We start from the raw sequence: 15985 nt of genomic DNA, 5'->3' as shown, positions 1-15985 counted from the left end.
CTACCCACTCCTCAAATTACCTTTCATTCTCTATGCATTATAATATTTACGTATCTGATCCGCAGTCTCGTTTAATCAACATTACTTACACTATACCTGAAATTGATGCAGAGTTTATCGAAATTCAGTTGCCTGCGTGGAGGCCCGGACGATATGAAATACAAAATTTCGCCAAAAATATTCAATTTATTGAAGCGATCTCCACGACCGATCAGAAACTCCACATTCATAAAGTAACGAAAGACCGCTGGCAGGTTGCAACGGCAGGAGAAAAAGAAATCAAGATCCGCTATACATTCTACGCAGTCATCCAAAATGCAGGCAGCAGTTACGTAGACGAGGAATTGTGGTATCTCAATTTCATCAATTTCTGCATGTATACCGAGGGGCGCATCGATGAAGCATACACTGTTGAGCTCGAATTACCGGAGGGTTACCAGATCGCCTGCGGGCTTCCGGCGAAGGGAAATGTTTTAAAGGCAAACGACTTTTATCAATTGGTCGATAGCCCGTTGCTGGCTTCGAAAACATTGCAGGAACGGCACTACGAGGTTCGTGGGGTAAAATTTAAGATATGGATGCACGGTAACTTGCAGCCCAACTGGCACCGCATTAAGCGCGATTTCCGTCGTTTTTCCCGAGAGCAGATCGCAACCATGGGCGAGTTCCCCGAACAAGATTACCATTTTCTTAATTTAATCCTGCCTACTGCATTCTACCACGGAGTTGAACACCGCAATTCCACAATGATCGTGCTCGGGCCGGATGATGAGGGCGAAGGGCTTTATTCAGATCTGCTGGGCGTGAGCTCGCATGAATTGTTTCACGCGTGGAACATTATACGCATCCGACCTGCTGAGTTGTTGCCGTATGATTTTACCAAAGAAAACTATTTCCGCACATGTTTCGTGGCGGAAGGCTGCACCACTTACTACGGAGATATCTTCCTGAAACGCGCTGGTGTTTTTACAGAAGAAATCTACATCAAGGAATTGCAGGTTTACATGAAAAGGCATTTCGAGAACAGCTCGCACGCTACCCATTCGCTGACAGATTCGTCTTTTGACCTTTGGCTGGACGGTTATGAAAAAGGGATTCCGAACAGAAAAGTATCCGTATATCACAAAGGCGCATTGGTGGCGCTTATCCTGGACCTTTATTTAAGAAAAAACACGGACCATACACAATCACTGGATACTGTTATGCAGTTGCTTTGGACGCGGTTTGGTAAGCCTTTTATTGGTTATACATTACAGGATTACATCGATATCGTAGAAGAGGTGGCCGGAGAATCGCTCGAATGGTATTGGAATGACTGTATTTTCTCTAGTACACCGCTGGAAAATAAATTAAACGAGGCGCTTGCCTTTGTCGGGCTGCAGATGTCGACGTTCAGTAATGGGAACATTCAATTGAATGTCATGGATAATTTCAAAGCCAAATTACAAAGGGATAAATGGCTCGGAACAGTACAGGTTTTGACGGAGGAAGAGAAGGAAGAGGAAGAGTAGGGGGGCAGCTTTCGGCAGTCGGCCATCGGCTTTCGAAATGCATCCGTGTATGCCGACAGCTGACAGCCGACAGCCGACAGCTGAAAGCCGACTGCCGAAATCATAAAAGTATTTCCACTAGTGCCTTATCGAGCTCTTCGTAATAATATTGAAAGTTGGTTTCCTTTGCGATTCGTTCGTTGATGAGATAGCTGCTTCCGAGCACGACGCTAGCCATTTCTCCGAAAGCCAGCTTTAAACCGAAAGCAGGGACATTAGGCAACCATTGCGGCTTTCCCAATGTAATGCAGATTTGCTTGGTAAGTTCCTCGTTCGTCACCGGCTGAGCCGCAACAGCATTGTAAGCGCCTTCCCACGATTCATTCTCCATTGCTTCGATATACATTCGGCAAAGGTCATCGATGTGAATCCAGGAAACCCATTGCTTACCAGAACCTAGCGGAGCGCCGAAGCCTAATTTTGCCGGAGCGGCCATTCTCGGGATCGCGCCGCCTTCGTTACTCAAAACGATTCCCGTTCGCAGTTTTACAGTCCTTATGCCCAGTGCTGCCATGTCGTTTGCCGCTTTTTCCCAAACAACTGTCACTTGCGATAAAAAATCACTGTTCGGCGGCGAACTTTCGGTGTTGCGAATATCGCCCGTGTCTTCTCCGTAATAACTGCTTCCCGAAGAAGATACAAATGCAGCGGGCCGAATGTGTTTTTCTGTTAGCTTTTTGTGGATCAGCTTCGCCGTTTCTGTGCGACTAGAAATAATCAGTTTTTTGCGCTCTTCCGTCCAGCGTTCATCCGCGACGCCCGCGCCTGCAAGATGGATCAGGTAATCCGTGTTTTCCAGCGCGCCGTCTTCTATATATCCTTTATCAACATTCCATTCAAAAACCTGAACCGACGGGATGCTTGTCTTTTTACGGCTCAAATATGCCACTTGGTAGTCTTTTTCAAGCAGCAATTGGGTAAGCCTTTTGCCAATTAATCCTGTTCCCCCAGTTATTAATACTTTTTTACCTTTCATTCGCATTTTGTGTGGGATGTCGAGACTTTACTTACGTGCAGAACACAATTACGGATGTCACACGACCGGAATAGCTGCCGGGCCGTCTTTCGGCGCATCCTGTTCAATCGCCTTGGTGACGCGTTCAATCATGCTTTCCAGGGATTCGTCCGGTAGAAAATGCATAGGCGGTTTGAAATGCACGGTAAGCTTCGTGTTCCTTTTCTTAAACCGCAAACCTTTTTTATCAAATGCCCTTCTAAAACCATTGATAACGACCGGAATTACGATGGGTTGATGGTCTTTGATCAAATGTGCCGTTCCCTTGCGTACTGGCGCGTATGGTTTTGTTGTGCCCTGCGGAAAACTCACGACCCAGCCATGTTTAAGACCCATTCCGATTTTATCTTGCGCAGCATTATCCAGTTGCCGCTTCACATTTTCACCATTCGCGCGCCAGGAACGATCAATGGTAATCGCGCCGCCGATGCTGAACAATTTGGGCAAAATCCCTTCTTTCATAGTTTCAGAAGCGGCAACATAATAGCATCTTGCGCGTGGAGAAAACAGATAAAATGGGGGAGAAATAGTACCCTTATAACCCCATTTAGATGCACAAAAAATATGGTAAAAAGCAATTACGTCCGCGAAGTAGGTTTGATGATTGGATAGAAAGAGTACACCATTGTCTGGAAGCTCAATAAGCTGGTCGCTTCCTATAATTTCAATTTTGTTAACTGCCGTATATCTGTAATAAGTAAACCAGCCAATGATAAAAATAATAATGCGCTTAAAAATCAAGTAGTTACCGAAAGGGTCTTGCTCAAAAAGTCCAAAAAAGTCGAATCGCACTAACCAGGAAGGAAGTAAACTAAAAGTACTTTTCTTTAAATCCATAGTGTAAATGTAATTTCAGTTGTCTTGGAATGCGAATCAAAACGGGTGGACAACTTTCATACCAATTTCTCGTAATTTAGATAATTCGCATAGTTAATGTAAAATATATTTAGTTTTCAGTCCGGGTTTGATTATACGTCTTGGCATGATTCTTTCGTAAAAGTTTTAAATTTGACCAACTCTCTGGTAATAGTCTTTCTCTTAATAATTTTATGAAAATGAAATTTCAATTTCACATGCTCCTCTGCCTTGTCAGTGCAGGGTTTCTATCCAGTTGCTCCAAAAATCCGGTTACCGGTAAGAAGGAAATTATCTTTATGTCCAAAGAAAAGGAAATAGCGCTTGGCGCAGAATCCCACCCTTCAATTGTGGCTACAATGGGTATTTATGACGATAAAAACCTGAATGCCTTTATTAATGAGAAAGGAAAAGCCATGGCAAACGTTTCTCACAGACCTGAATTACCCTATCAATTCTTTATTGTGGACTCGCCCGTGGTTAACGCATTCGCTGTGCCTGGCGGTTACGTATACTTTACTAGGGGGATTATGGCGCACTTTAATAATGAGGCAGAATTCGCTGGCGTTTTGGGTCACGAGATTGGCCACATTACGGCAAGGCACTCAGCGCGCCAACAGACTTCACAAATCTTTGGCCAAGTAGGTTTGATGGCCGGAATGGTCCTTTCAGAAACCGTCCGCGGAATGGCAGATCAGACGCAGCAGGCGCTTGGATTATTATTGCTGAGTTATAGCCGTGATCACGAAACTGAATCGGATAAAATTGGTGTGGAGTACTCAAGCAAGATCGGATACGATGCGCACGAGATGGCCGATTTCTTTGGTACATTGAAAAAAATCAGTGAAAAAAGCGGCCAGGCGATCCCTACTTTTCAATCAACTCACCCTGATCCGGGCGGCAGACAGGCAAAAGTGCAAAAGCTGGCGACGGAATATCAAAAGGCTAATCCAGGCAAATACAATGTCAACCGCGATACATATTTGCGTAAAATCGAAGGCATTATATATGGCACCGATCCAAAACAAGGCTTCGTTGAAAATAACACTTTTTACCATCCTGACCTGAAATTACAGTTCCCGGTTCCAAGCGGATGGCAGTATGAAAACTCGCCGGCGCAATTCCAAATGGGAGCGAAAGATGGAAAGTCGATGGTGATTTTTACAATCGCACCGGGCAAAACATTAGAAGAGGCGGCCCAGGCTACGGTAAAAAATTATGGCTTGCAAGTCTCTGAAAATGAGAAAACAACGATTAATGGCAATCAGGCCATCGTCATGATTTCAACACAAGCAGCGCAATCGGAAACCGGCCAGCAAGCCGCTCCGACGCAGAATTCAATACAAGTTGCTTCATGGCTGATCCAATATGGCGGCAATATTTATGCGATCCACGGGGTTGCTGCGGCTGCCAATTTTGGAGGGAGCGTGAACCAGTTTAAGTCAATCGCACAGGGTTTCAAATCGGTAACAGACGGAAACATCATTAACCGCCAGCCCGACCGCATCCGGATCAAAACCGTGCAACGCGACGGCTCGCTCAAAGACGCATTGAAAGACAACAACCAGCAGGATAAGCAAATGGACGAGCTGGCGATCATGAACGGCATGTCGCTTTCCGACAAAGTGACAAAAGGAATGCTGATCAAAACACTAGGCAGATAACATTGCTTTAAACTCCTGACTGATGTCCTTTAAAAAAGTTTTTGGAAACAAAAACTTTTTTAAAGGACATTTGGTTGATACGTCAACGTAATGTACATTTGCACCATGACTACAACACATCCAAAATTTTTCCTAAACATTAAAGAAGAGATGAAGAACTCCCTTCAATTTAAGCTGGGAGTTGTGACGAAGATTGTTTTCAAAAAAATGAATGCGCAGCTGGTGCAGGAGGGCATTCCGGTGCTGGCGGAGCAACTGCCAATTCTGATGGTTGTGTATTTTCAAGAACATGCCATGACACAGCAGGACATTGCCAATGTGCTGCAAAAGGATAAAGCCGGAATTCAGCGTTCTGTGCAGACATTGCATAAAGATGGATTCTTGAAGATTGAGAGTGATATTGAGGATAAAAGAAAGAATCTGGTAACATTGACGCCGAGTGGGAAATTTGTCTGTGAGCGCATTCAAGCGTTGGTAATTGCATTCGATAATCGCGTAATGGAGCATTTCACCGAGGAGGAACGTAAGACGTTCATGGGTTATCTGGACAGAGTTGCGGCCATAGCAGAAAAGTAAAATTTTTTAAATAAATAGTTGATATATCACCAGTAGACCTATCAACTAAATGTAGCATTAGCCACAAATAACTAATAAACAGAAAAGATGAAAAGTAAATGGATCATAGCAATGCTGGCATTCGTTGCGACGGCCGGGCCTTCGTGGGCGCAAACGCGCCTGAGTCTGAAAGATTGCATTGCTTACGGGATCAAGAACAATGGCAACGTTAAGATTGCGCAATATAAAGAGAGCATTGCCATGCAGCAGGGTCGAGAGGCCTTAGCGGGTTACCTGCCGCAAGTTGCGGGTAGCGGCGCGCTTGATGATAACATTAAGCTCCAGTCGACCGTGTTACCGGGAGCGCTTTTTGGCGGAGAAGATCGCCGCGTTGCCCTGGGAACAAAATATTCGACCAACGTTTCTGCACAGGCGGATCAGGTGATTTTTGACCAGGCATTGCTGGTCGGCATTAAGGCCAATAAGCCTAACCTTGAAAACGCCGCACTGAATGCGCAGAAAACAAAAGAGACGATCATTTTTAATGTTACGGACGCCTATTATCAGGTTTTTGTCACCCAGGCGCAAATCGACCTTTTAAGAGATAACCTTGAAAAAACACAGCAGATCCTCGGCACTTTAAAGCTGCAACTGGATAATGGGGTTATCAAAAAAGTGGATTTTGACCGTACGCAAGTCAGTTTGAACAACATTAAATCGCAACTTACTCTCGCGGAAAGCAATTTGATACTGGCTCAAAATCAGTTGAAGTTCCAAATGGGCATGCCGTTGGCCGAGCAATTGGAATTGACCGACAACCCGTTAAGTCAGCCTTTCAAATTGGTAGAGCCGGAGAAATTAGACGTTGCTAACCTTACAGACTTCAAAATTCAGAACGTCAATATGCAGTTGCAGTCCTTGGAAAAAGAGCGGATTAAAGCAGGTTATCTGCCTAAGTTGTCCGTTTACGGCCGATATGGTATGCAATCGTTGGGTCAAAACCTGGGCGAATCCTGGGGCAACTGGTTCAGCTTCGGGGCAATTGGTGTAAAACTTTCTATCCCAATTTTTGATAGTTTCAGAAGAGATGCGCAATACAAGCAAGCCGACCTGAATCTTTTGACACAAAATGAGCAGCTGAAATTGAATGTCCAGAACTACGAACTTCAAAATCACAACGCCACCACGCAGCTTCAAAAAGCAAAACTGAACCTCGGCAACGACGAAAGCAATGTGACTTTGGCGAAAGAGGTTTACGATGTGACGACCCTGCAATACAGAGAAGGAACCGTAACATTATCGGACCTGCTGAACGCAGAAACATCTTATAAAGAAGCGCAAAGCAACTACATCAATTCCATGCTAAGCTATTACCAGGCCAAACTAGGAATAGAACAGTCCCAAGGCAGCTTAAACGACTTCTATACAGCACTACCTTAGAAGGTTAGCAATAGTCATTGTTGATCATTAATAGTCAATCAAAAAACATTCACTCATTCACTCATTCAGTCATTCAACATTAAAGATGAAAAGAAAACTCATCATCATCGGCTCCATCGCAATCATCGGGATACTGATCGGATTTCGTTTGGTGGCCAACAAGTCCAAAATGGACGCTAAGAAAGTAATGCCGGATAACAAAAATGTGACCATTCCGGTGACCGCTGTTTCTGTAAAAGAAGGCAGCACGGATCAGCAGCTGGTTCGTACGGGAAGTTTGATCCCGTTCAAACAGGCTGAAATCATGGCGACGTCCGCCGGAAAGGTTATGACTGTTAAATATGACCTCGGAACCTACGTATCGCAAGGCGCAACACTGGTGAAGGTGGATAGCAAATTGAAAGAGCTTTCGTTACAAGCCACTGAGCTCAATATCAACAAATTGAAAAAAGATACGGATCGTTACAACAAGCTTTTGGCAGGAAATGCAGCGACAGAAGTGCAGGTGAACGATACAAAATACAATTATGAAAACGCATTGAACCAGGCCGAGCAGATCAAACAACAGATCAATGATGCATCCATTGAGGCACCGATCAGCGGTCGCGTGATCAAAAAGAACATTGAGCCGGGGGAGTTTGTGAATGTAGGGACTTCGCTGGGAACGATCCTGGACGTTTCGCGCCTGAAAGTGCAAGTGATGATCTCTGAAAATGATGTTTACAAATTGAAAGAAGGTCAGCACGTAAAGGTTGGATCCAGCATTTTCCCGGATAAAAAAATCGACGGAGTGATCTCTTACATTGCCCCACAGGGCGACGAATCGCACAATTATCCGGTGGAGATTGTGATCAAAAATTCCAGTCAGTTACGGGCAGGAACATTTGTAAGTGTTGAATTTAGCCAAAAAAGCAGCCAGCAGGCATTGCTGATCCCGAGAAGTGCATTGGTGGAAAGCGTTCGCAATCCTTATGTGTACACGGTTGAGAATGGTGTTGCCAAACAACGCAAAATCCAGGTGGGCCGCGAATTGGGCGATAACATAGAAGTTTTGTCGGGTCTGAAATCGGGCGAAACGGTGATCACAACCGGACAGATCAACCTGAGCGAAGGTGCGGCGGTTAATGTTACCAAATAGTTTTCATCAGTAAACGAATAAGAATATGTCAATCACCGAAGTAGCAGTAAAAAGACCGCTCTTCATCATAGTAGTATTCACGGTGTTGATACTATTTGGTGTGATCAGTTATAAACAATTGTCTTACAACTTGTTGCCCAAATTTGAGGCTAATGTTGTGAGTGTGATGACGACTTACCGCGGTGCCGCTGCGGACGAAGTCGAAACCAATGTTACCAAACACATTGAAGACGCCGTTTCGGCCATCGAAGGTTTGGATCAGATCAATTCAACTTCTCAGGAAGGGGTTTCCTCAGTGATTATCCAGTTGAAACAAGGCATCAGTGTCGATTTGGCACAACAGGAAGCACAGCGCAAAGTAGAGCAAGTAATTTCATTGCTCCCCGACGATGCCGACCGCCCTGTGATCAACAAATTCTCAACCGATGAAATCCCGGTTTTGAGAATGGGTGTAACAGCAAATATGGCCCCCTCAGCACTTTACGACCTGATCGATGACAAACTGAAACCGCAACTTTCAAATGTAACCGGCGTAGGCCAGGTGACCATTATTGGTGGAACGGAGCGTCAGATTCAGGTTAATATCAGTCAGGATAAATTAAAAGCATATCGCTTGTCCATCGCACAGGTTTCCGCTGCGATTAGTAATGCAAACACTTCCTATCCAGCCGGTCAGGTTAAAACGCAGGAAGATCAGCTTTCGATCCGTTTTGATGCGAAACTGACAACCGTTGAAAATCTCCGAAACGTAATCGTAGGCCGTAACAGCACCGGTGGGCAGATCTTTTTGAAGGACATTGCCGAAGTATATGATGGCACAGCCGATGCAACCGCGGTAAACCATATTAATGGCGCGCCCTCGGTCGCATTGCAAATTCAGAAGCAATCCGATGCCAATGCCGTGGATGTGAGCAAGTTGACACGCGAGCGTTTAACGACTTTGGAAAAACAATATGCTTCATCAGGCTTAAAGTTCAACATTGCATCCGACCAATCCATTTACACATTGGCCTCAGCCGATGCCGTGGTTTTTGATCTTGGGCTTGCGATTTTGATCGTATCGATCGTGATGTTAATGTTCCTGCACAGCTTCCGAAGCTCGATGTTTATCCTCGTAGCATTGCCTTCTTCAATGATCCCGACCTTCATTTTAATGAGCCTTTTAGGTTTTTCGCTCAACTTAATGACATTAATGGCCCTTTCGCTGGTCGTTGGTATCCTGGTCGATGATTCCATTGTGGTTTTGGAAAACATCAACCGCCACATGGAAATGGGCAAAAGCAGATGGCAGGCCGCATTGGACGGACGTGCAGAAATCGGTTTCACAGCCCTCGCGATAACATTGGTCGACGTCGTGGTTTTCGTGCCGCTCGCGTTGACGTCCGGCTTGATCGGTAACATCCTGAGAGAATTCTCCCTAGTGGTTGTGTTCTCGACATTAATGAGCTTGTTCGTATCCTTTACATTGACACCGCTTCTCGCTTCGCGTTTTGGTAAAATAGAAATTTTGGATAAAAACACCCTTTGGGGCAGGCTGAATATAGGTTTTGAAAATTTCCTAGACAGAATCAAGGAAGAATATGGCCGCTTGCTAACCTGGGTTTTAGGTCACAAAAGATACGTTTTCCTTGGCTCTCTTGCATTGATTATCGGTTCAATCGCTCTGGTTCCGGCAGGTTTTATCGGAGCAGCATTTATGCAGCAAAGTGACCGTGGCGAGCTGAATGTGTCCCTTGAACTGGCACCGACTGCGTCCGTTTACCAGACAAACCAGGTTGCGCAGCGCGTCGAGAAAATGCTTTTGACACGGAAAGAAGTGACCAAAGTATTTACCAATGTGGGTTATAGCAGCACAGGTTTGGGGACGACATCAAGCGGTAACATTGCCGATTTGACTGTTCAACTGGTTGACAAAGCGGAGCGCCCAATGTCAGCAGAAGATTTTGGTACACAAATTCAAAAAGAAATCCTGCAAATTCCGGGTGTGAAAGTAACGGTCGCCCCAACTTCCATAACGGGTAACGCCAACCAGGCGCCGATCCAGGTGGCGGTAAAAGGGACCGATATGCCGACAATCCGTAAAGTTGCGGCGCAGGTAAAAGAAGTTGTAGCATCGATACCGGGGACCGCAAACGTAGATTATTCTGTCGACGACCCGAAACCGGAAGTAGGCGTGTCATTGGATCGTGAGAAAATGTCGCAACTGGGCATCAACGCGGCCGAAGTAGGTGCTGCATTGCAAACCGCATTCCGCGGCGACGACCGTTCGAAATTCAAGGAAAATGGCAAGGAATACGACATTATGGTCACATTAGACCAGTTCAACCGTTCCAGCGCCGACGATATCCGTCACCTGAGTTTTGTAAACAGTGCAGGACAAGCATTTGAATTATCCCAATTCGCAACCATCAAGGAAGGAATGGGCGAAAGCGTGCTGCAACGGATTGACCGTCTGGGTTCCATCAGCATTAATTCACAGGTAATCGGACGTCCATCCGGTTCTATCGGAGCCGACATTCAAGCCAAAATGGCCAGTGTTAAACTTCCGGAAGGCGTTTTCATCGAATACCGCGGTGACCTGAAAAACCAAGCCGACGCATTCGGAAGCTTGGGCTTGGCGCTTGTACTCGGCATTGTGCTCATTTACCTGATCATGGTGGCCCTTTACGAAAGCACCATTTACCCATTCGTAGTATTATTCTCGATCCCGGTCGCTCTAGTCGGCGCATTAACCGCATTGGCATTAACCATGGAAAGTCTAACCATCTTCTCCATCGTAGGTATGATCATGCTTTTAGGATTAGTAGCCAAAAACGCGATCCTGATCGTCGATTTTACCAATCAACTAAAAGAAGAAGGCCACGCATTAAAAGAAGCATTGATAGAAGCCGGCAAAGAACGCCTCCGCCCAATCCTGATGACCACCATCGCCATGATCGCCGGTATGTTGCCGATCGCACTAGCCTCCGGCGACGGAGCCGAAGTAAAAAACGGCATGGCCTGGGTGATTATCGGTGGTCTGACAAGTTCCTTGCTGCTGACGATCTTCCTGGTTCCGAGTGTTTATTACGTTGTGGATAAACTAAAAGATCGCTTCGCAAAGCGGAAAGCCAAGAAGCAGCAGCGGGAGGAGTTGGTTTTGGAAGGGTAAGGTTGTTGACTTGTCACCCTGAGCGGACCGGGCCGCCCGGCGGTCGAAGGGGGCGCTACTGCCAAGCACCATGTCAAAAAGCACAACGCTCCTTACATTGTCACCCTGAGCGGAGCCGAAGGGGCGTTCCTGCCAAGCACTATGCCAAAAGGCGTTGTATCTAGCAGTAGCGCCCTTCGGCCGCCCGGCGGCCCGGTCCGCTCAGGGGGACATGGGGAGTAGCTCTTCAGCTTTAGCAAATAAAGGTCTACTTCTCATCAGCGTTCATGTTCCTCGAATGCGTGTCATTCCGACATTCTGCCAGGGATCTCAATTCATTCCATTGACCATTCATAATCGCCTCTTTCTTTTTCCTGCCCCAACCTTTGACCTGCTTTTCAAAAGCAATTGCATCAATAATGTATTTGAACTTGCGAGAAAACACCAGCTCAACCGGCCGCCGGGAATAAGTATAACTCGTCTCTTTACGTCCGGAAGTATGCTCTGCAAAACGTCGTTCCAGGTTATTTGTAACGCCTGTATAATAACTCTCATCAGAGCATTTCAAAATGTAGACATAGTAAATTCTCATCTTCGCAGCGTGCTTAGATTTTCATCTTAGACGCTGATGTTCATTGGAAGTCACACATTAATAAAAGAAAAATGGCCATAGGCAAACGCCCAGGCCATTTTAAAAAAAACACATATTATATTCTAAGCCGCCTTCATCGACTCAATCCTTTGGCAAAAAAGCAGCAAGTCACGAAAAGTATAGAAAATGTTGAGTTTGCGGGGGTTGAAGCCGGTTTCCTGATCAAAACTTTGAAAACCGCTGTAAATCTCCCAAAGATGTTCCACCATTTCGGCAGGTATATTGACCTCAAATAATTGTTGCACTTGCTCGCCATAAGCCTCGCGCATCGAATCCGGGGATTCGATAGAGTGTGTTTTTGTGTTCATTTTGTATGTTTTTTGGGATAAAAAAAATTAAAAATGCCCTGTCTTAGGTGTCCCGCGCCCATACAAAGGCGCCCAGGAGCTTTCACTTGATCCACACCATAACAGGGCAATGCTTGCTGACTTCTTCATTTTTGTATGAGTTTTATTGGGAATGCGAATATGAAAACTTTGTTGGGAGAAATACAAATTAGAATAGGGTATTTAATCCGATAAAATTGACCTCTCAATAAATACATTATTCAGGTGAATTGCCTAGCGTGTAGATCAATTTACAAACTATCATCGCCATAATACCAAGGTATATCGAGCCGAAGGTGAGTAATAAGTACTATCCGATAATTGCCAATCTGTTTGTTTAAACTGCTTTTACCGACAAATAACCGCTATCCGCCACATGTTCATTTTGAAAGTCTTATCCGCTTCCTAAAGGCTTGTTTTGTAGCCAGTAACATAAATAATGTTTAACTACAAAAACAACAGAAATGAATCTAGTAAAACAATTACCAATTGGCCTGAGCCTGGCGTGTTTAATGATGATGAGCAGTTGCTCGAAGGAGGATGCGGCCGTGACACCCGCTCAGCAACAGGAACAGGGAAATATCCATTCGAGCCACAAAGGTGTAACCTATGTATCACCGTTATTTTCGCCTACGATTGGTTCCGTCGGGAAGGAAGTATATCCGGCAGGTTGGGAGGCATATAGCTTCGGCCCGGGGGAAGCTGACCCGCTAATTCCGGCAGGCACATCCAGCCTGACGCATTTGTGGGGAGAAGGCACTTATCCCTGGGAGAAGCCTTTGCCGCCGGTTCCGACGGCTCCGAATGCAAATTCTGTCGTAACGGTTTCTAACTATGGATCTATAAACGATATCTCATATGCTGGAACAAAAATCAAGAATTTGACTCCCGGCAAAAAGTATACAATCACGTTTTATGTGGCTACCACAAAACTCAAAGGTGCGTATACGACGCCGCAACAATACGCAAATAGCATGCATGTTATATTAAATGCAAAGTCTGTGCAAGTAAGTCTCAAAGGTAAGGAGGCTACATGGGTGCCCCAGACGATAACATTTGATGCTGTCAGTAATGAAGCAGTTTTTAATTTTTTTCCAACTGGCGAAATTGGCAGCTATGCTTACGCACACGTTTTTGTAGATCAGAATTCTATCAAAGAACTTATATTCAAGCTCTAACATACTAAGTTAAGAAACACAAAGGGCGGCCGGAGTATCCAAGCCGCCCTTTGCTTTTTTCTGCTACCTTTACTTCCACCTCTCCCCAAAACCTTCATCCAATACCCACCCACAACGACCGGGCACGAAAGCTAACAGACTTCCCATCTACTGTCTCATGCCAATTCAAGAGCGGAATGCGATCCGGGATTTTCATATTTCATAAAGGCTTGTTTTGTAGCCAGCAACAAAAACAATGTTCAACTACAAAAAAACAAAAATGAATTTAGTACAAAAATTACCAGTTGGCTTGGGCTTGGCTTGCCTGATGTTTATGAGCAGCTGCTCGAAAGAAGAGGCGCAAATGCCTGAACCAAAAGTGGAAGCGGCAACTGCCGACACGACTGCAAACATGAAGACAGGCCCATATGCATGGATCTGCGGAACAAAGGGTTATCCCGGAATTAATACACTGCCCAACTTCTGGGAAAAACGCTGGCTCGAAAGCGGCGAAGCTTCAAAATATCCATCGGGCACATCCAGCTTCGAGAGATTGTGGGGAAACAATGCATTGGAGTGGAAAGGCCCATTTCCTGGGCTCCCGAATGTGCCCTGGAATTCGATTGTCACGGTTACTACTTCCACGAATGATAAATCGAAATTCAGTAAATTGTCGAAAGTGGGAACAACGATCCGTTTCCTGAAACCGGGTGCTTTTTACAACCTCACATTCTATGTTGCTTCCGCGCGTCCGGAAAAGGACCCGGCTGGTAAAAACCCGTCGTTTGTACACTATTGTAATATTGCAATCAAGAGCCCAAACACCGGTGAGGCCTGGCAGACCAAGTATTTTGATGTAAACATGCTGGAAGCCGCGCCTCACACGTGGATCAAAAAAACCGTTCTGTTCCAAGCGACAGGGAGGAAAATGCGGTTTGATTTCAGCGCTACGTCGATCAATGAAGGAATGACGGCCTACGCGCACCTTTTCATAGGTCAGGATGCAATTGCTGAGAAGAAAATGTATTGAATTGGCGCATCAACTTAGTATTAAAGGCCGCCTCGTGAAACCCGGGGCGGCCTTGTTATTTTCAACGATAGTAAAATTTTGGTGAGTATTCTCGTATCAAAATCAGTTTACATTCTGGCGGTTTCTATCCGCATTTAAGCTAATTCGGATTACCTCAGTAGTACTAGTTACTTTCCAAAATTCACAAATCTACTAACCAAAACCACTCTTTACCGGCGAATAACCCGAACCGTCCACACATTCATTTGAAGCGATTAAATCGTAATCCAAAACCTTGTTTTGTAGCCAGTAACAAAATGAATGTTTAATAATTAAAACAGCAAAAAATGAATTTAGTAAAACAATTACCACTTGGGCTTAGCCTAGCCTGTTTAATGTTTATGAGCAGCTGTTCGAAGGAAGATGCAGTAACGCCCGGATCGGCTGTCACAAATGAAAGCTCGAATTTGAGGCAGGGAGGACCTGTTATCAGTTCTGTATTTCATCTTCCATCTACGGATGGTCCAACTTGTGTAGGTTGTGCGGCTAATGGATGGTATTTAAAAATTCCGGCGCGAGATGCTACTTCTAGCTTAACAGCGTATGCTGGCGACGGTTTAAAAAAGTGGCGTTATCCATTGCCAGTGCCTTCAACAGGCTCAGGGTCTATTTTAACTGTGATAAGTGAGGGGAAAATGAGTGGTGCGACTAGTCACCATATTAAAAATTTGATAGTTGGCAAGAAATACAAGGTTACCTTTAGTACATCTACAACTAGCTTATTTGGAGCGTATGGTCCAACACCATATGCTAGTCTTGCTTTGGTGTCTGTACAAGATTGGCATGTGAAAGGCGCTCCTAACTTAGTAAGTAAAACGATCGATTTCACTGGGAAGCATAGTCAATGGATAACTGAAACAGTTGAATTTGTAGCAACGAATGAAGATCTGAGATTTGGGATGTATGGTGGCAGTCCTTGGGAACAAACTCAATTGTCATATACAAACTTCCACGTTGGTTCAAATGCGGTTCAACAAATAAATTAGGCAATTTATATTAGGTTCACTTTAATAAAAAATCCGCTTCATTTGAGGCGGATTTTTTGTCCAATGGTTAAAGGCCAATACATATCAAGCCACCTTTGTTTTTTGGTAACTCAATTCCACTTCTCCCCCTAACCTTCATCTAACAACTACACACAACCGACCTTGCCCGAAACTCAACAGACTTTTTCCATTCACCGTCTCATGTCAGTCCGAAAGCGGAATGCGGTCCGGCGTTTCCACAGCGTATTTGTAAACGGGTTTGATCAGTGTTTATAAATCCTGCTGGTTCGTAGCTAATGTTGCCGTCCAGACGATCCAGTTGGATTGGTCTAGGCTTTGCGGCTGTCCAGTTGAGGCCGGAGTGTTTTTACTGGGTTAGGCTAGATGTGCTTGCTTAATGTAAGCTTACTTTGAGAGATAACGGTCATATTCAAGTAAATCGTTTCGC

General features: G+C 45.0%; 13 protein-coding genes. 9 read left to right on the top strand and 4 right to left on the bottom strand.

The features are described from left to right. Nucleotides 1-32: 32 nt before the first annotated feature. Entirely contained in the window at nucleotides 33-1511 is a 1479-nt protein-coding gene (locus tag MUK70_RS21770; protein ID WP_234655124.1) for a M61 family metallopeptidase, read from the top strand. 100 nt (nucleotides 1512-1611) lie between these two features. Here the strand turns inward: MUK70_RS21770 and MUK70_RS21765 are convergent, their stop codons facing one another. Both MUK70_RS21765 and MUK70_RS21760 read right to left on the bottom strand, forming a co-directional pair. Next, a complete protein-coding gene (locus tag MUK70_RS21765) occupies nucleotides 1612-2526 on the bottom strand; it encodes a TIGR01777 family oxidoreductase (protein WP_234655123.1) in 915 nt (304 codons plus the stop codon). Between the two features lie 57 nt (nucleotides 2527-2583). Further along, nucleotides 2584-3402, bottom strand: a complete 819-nt coding sequence (locus MUK70_RS21760; RefSeq protein WP_234655122.1) for a lysophospholipid acyltransferase family protein — start codon at nucleotides 3400-3402, stop codon at nucleotides 2584-2586. 212 nt (nucleotides 3403-3614) lie between these two features. Between MUK70_RS21760 and MUK70_RS21755 the strand changes: the two genes are divergently transcribed. The 5 genes from MUK70_RS21755 (at nucleotide 3615) to MUK70_RS21735 (ending at nucleotide 11368) form a co-directional block, all read left to right on the top strand. Then, on the top strand, nucleotides 3615-5084 hold the full coding sequence (locus MUK70_RS21755) for a M48 family metalloprotease (protein ID WP_234655121.1): 1470 nt from the start codon (nucleotides 3615-3617) through the stop codon (nucleotides 5082-5084). Nucleotides 5085-5234: 150 nt separating this feature from the next. After that, nucleotides 5235-5660, top strand: a complete 426-nt coding sequence (locus tag MUK70_RS21750) for a MarR family winged helix-turn-helix transcriptional regulator (protein WP_234602995.1) — start codon at nucleotides 5235-5237, stop codon at nucleotides 5658-5660. A gap of 87 nt (nucleotides 5661-5747) precedes the next feature. Further along, nucleotides 5748-7079, top strand: a complete 1332-nt coding sequence (locus tag MUK70_RS21745; protein WP_234655120.1) for a TolC family protein — start codon at nucleotides 5748-5750, stop codon at nucleotides 7077-7079. Nucleotides 7080-7164: 85 nt separating this feature from the next. Next, nucleotides 7165-8217 carry an efflux RND transporter periplasmic adaptor subunit gene (locus tag MUK70_RS21740; protein WP_234655119.1) on the top strand — a complete coding sequence of 351 codons (1053 nt, stop codon included), beginning with the start codon at nucleotides 7165-7167 and terminating at the stop codon, nucleotides 8215-8217. A gap of 25 nt (nucleotides 8218-8242) precedes the next feature. Continuing rightward, nucleotides 8243-11368 (top strand): efflux RND transporter permease subunit, encoded by a 3126-nt coding sequence (locus MUK70_RS21735; RefSeq protein WP_234602990.1) that lies wholly within the window; start codon nucleotides 8243-8245, stop codon nucleotides 11366-11368. A gap of 247 nt (nucleotides 11369-11615) precedes the next feature. On the opposite strand, the gene MUK70_RS21730 is transcribed toward MUK70_RS21735, so the two are convergent. Then, nucleotides 11616-11939 (bottom strand): GIY-YIG nuclease family protein, encoded by a 324-nt coding sequence (locus tag MUK70_RS21730; protein WP_234655118.1) that lies wholly within the window; start codon nucleotides 11937-11939, stop codon nucleotides 11616-11618. A gap of 122 nt (nucleotides 11940-12061) precedes the next feature. Beyond that, the gene (locus MUK70_RS21725; RefSeq protein ID WP_234655117.1) at nucleotides 12062-12307 is read right to left on the bottom strand and encodes a hypothetical protein; all 246 of its coding nucleotides are present in this window, start codon (nucleotides 12305-12307) and stop codon (nucleotides 12062-12064) included. 482 nt (nucleotides 12308-12789) lie between these two features. Between MUK70_RS21725 and MUK70_RS21720 the strand changes: the two genes are divergently transcribed. The 3 genes from MUK70_RS21720 (at nucleotide 12790) to MUK70_RS21710 (ending at nucleotide 15537) form a co-directional block, all read left to right on the top strand. Then, nucleotides 12790-13503, top strand: a complete 714-nt coding sequence (locus tag MUK70_RS21720) for a hypothetical protein (RefSeq protein ID WP_234655116.1) — start codon at nucleotides 12790-12792, stop codon at nucleotides 13501-13503. A 259-nt stretch (nucleotides 13504-13762) separates the two neighbouring features. Then, nucleotides 13763-14512: a hypothetical protein gene (locus MUK70_RS21715; protein WP_234655115.1), complete on the top strand. Its 750-nt coding sequence runs from the start codon at nucleotides 13763-13765 to the stop codon at nucleotides 14510-14512. Between the two features lie 326 nt (nucleotides 14513-14838). After that, the gene (locus MUK70_RS21710) at nucleotides 14839-15537 is read left to right on the top strand and encodes a hypothetical protein (RefSeq protein WP_234655114.1); all 699 of its coding nucleotides are present in this window, start codon (nucleotides 14839-14841) and stop codon (nucleotides 15535-15537) included. Nucleotides 15538-15985 lie beyond the last annotated feature (448 nt).

The organism is Dyadobacter chenwenxiniae (assembly GCF_022869785.1).
GTDB lineage: Bacteria > Bacteroidota > Bacteroidia > Cytophagales > Spirosomataceae > Dyadobacter > Dyadobacter chenwenxiniae.
This window is presented reverse-complemented; position numbering and strand designations above follow the sequence as displayed.

Coding starts and splice junctions, on each gene's coding strand:
- MUK70_RS21770 (WP_234655124.1), top strand. CDS start 33: ATGCATTATAATATTTACGTATCTGATCCGCAGTCTCGTTTAATCAAC.
- MUK70_RS21765 (WP_234655123.1), bottom strand. CDS start 2,526: ATGAAAGGTAAAAAAGTATTAATAACTGGGGGAACAGGATTAATTGGC.
- MUK70_RS21760 (WP_234655122.1), bottom strand. CDS start 3,402: ATGGATTTAAAGAAAAGTACTTTTAGTTTACTTCCTTCCTGGTTAGTG.
- MUK70_RS21755 (WP_234655121.1), top strand. CDS start 3,615: ATGAAAATGAAATTTCAATTTCACATGCTCCTCTGCCTTGTCAGTGCA.
- MUK70_RS21750 (WP_234602995.1), top strand. CDS start 5,235: ATGAAGAACTCCCTTCAATTTAAGCTGGGAGTTGTGACGAAGATTGTT.
- MUK70_RS21745 (WP_234655120.1), top strand. CDS start 5,748: ATGAAAAGTAAATGGATCATAGCAATGCTGGCATTCGTTGCGACGGCC.
- MUK70_RS21740 (WP_234655119.1), top strand. CDS start 7,165: ATGAAAAGAAAACTCATCATCATCGGCTCCATCGCAATCATCGGGATA.
- MUK70_RS21735 (WP_234602990.1), top strand. CDS start 8,243: ATGTCAATCACCGAAGTAGCAGTAAAAAGACCGCTCTTCATCATAGTA.
- MUK70_RS21730 (WP_234655118.1), bottom strand. CDS start 11,939: ATGAGAATTTACTATGTCTACATTTTGAAATGCTCTGATGAGAGTTAT.
- MUK70_RS21725 (WP_234655117.1), bottom strand. CDS start 12,307: ATGAACACAAAAACACACTCTATCGAATCCCCGGATTCGATGCGCGAG.
- MUK70_RS21720 (WP_234655116.1), top strand. CDS start 12,790: ATGAATCTAGTAAAACAATTACCAATTGGCCTGAGCCTGGCGTGTTTA.
- MUK70_RS21715 (WP_234655115.1), top strand. CDS start 13,763: ATGAATTTAGTACAAAAATTACCAGTTGGCTTGGGCTTGGCTTGCCTG.
- MUK70_RS21710 (WP_234655114.1), top strand. CDS start 14,839: ATGAATTTAGTAAAACAATTACCACTTGGGCTTAGCCTAGCCTGTTTA.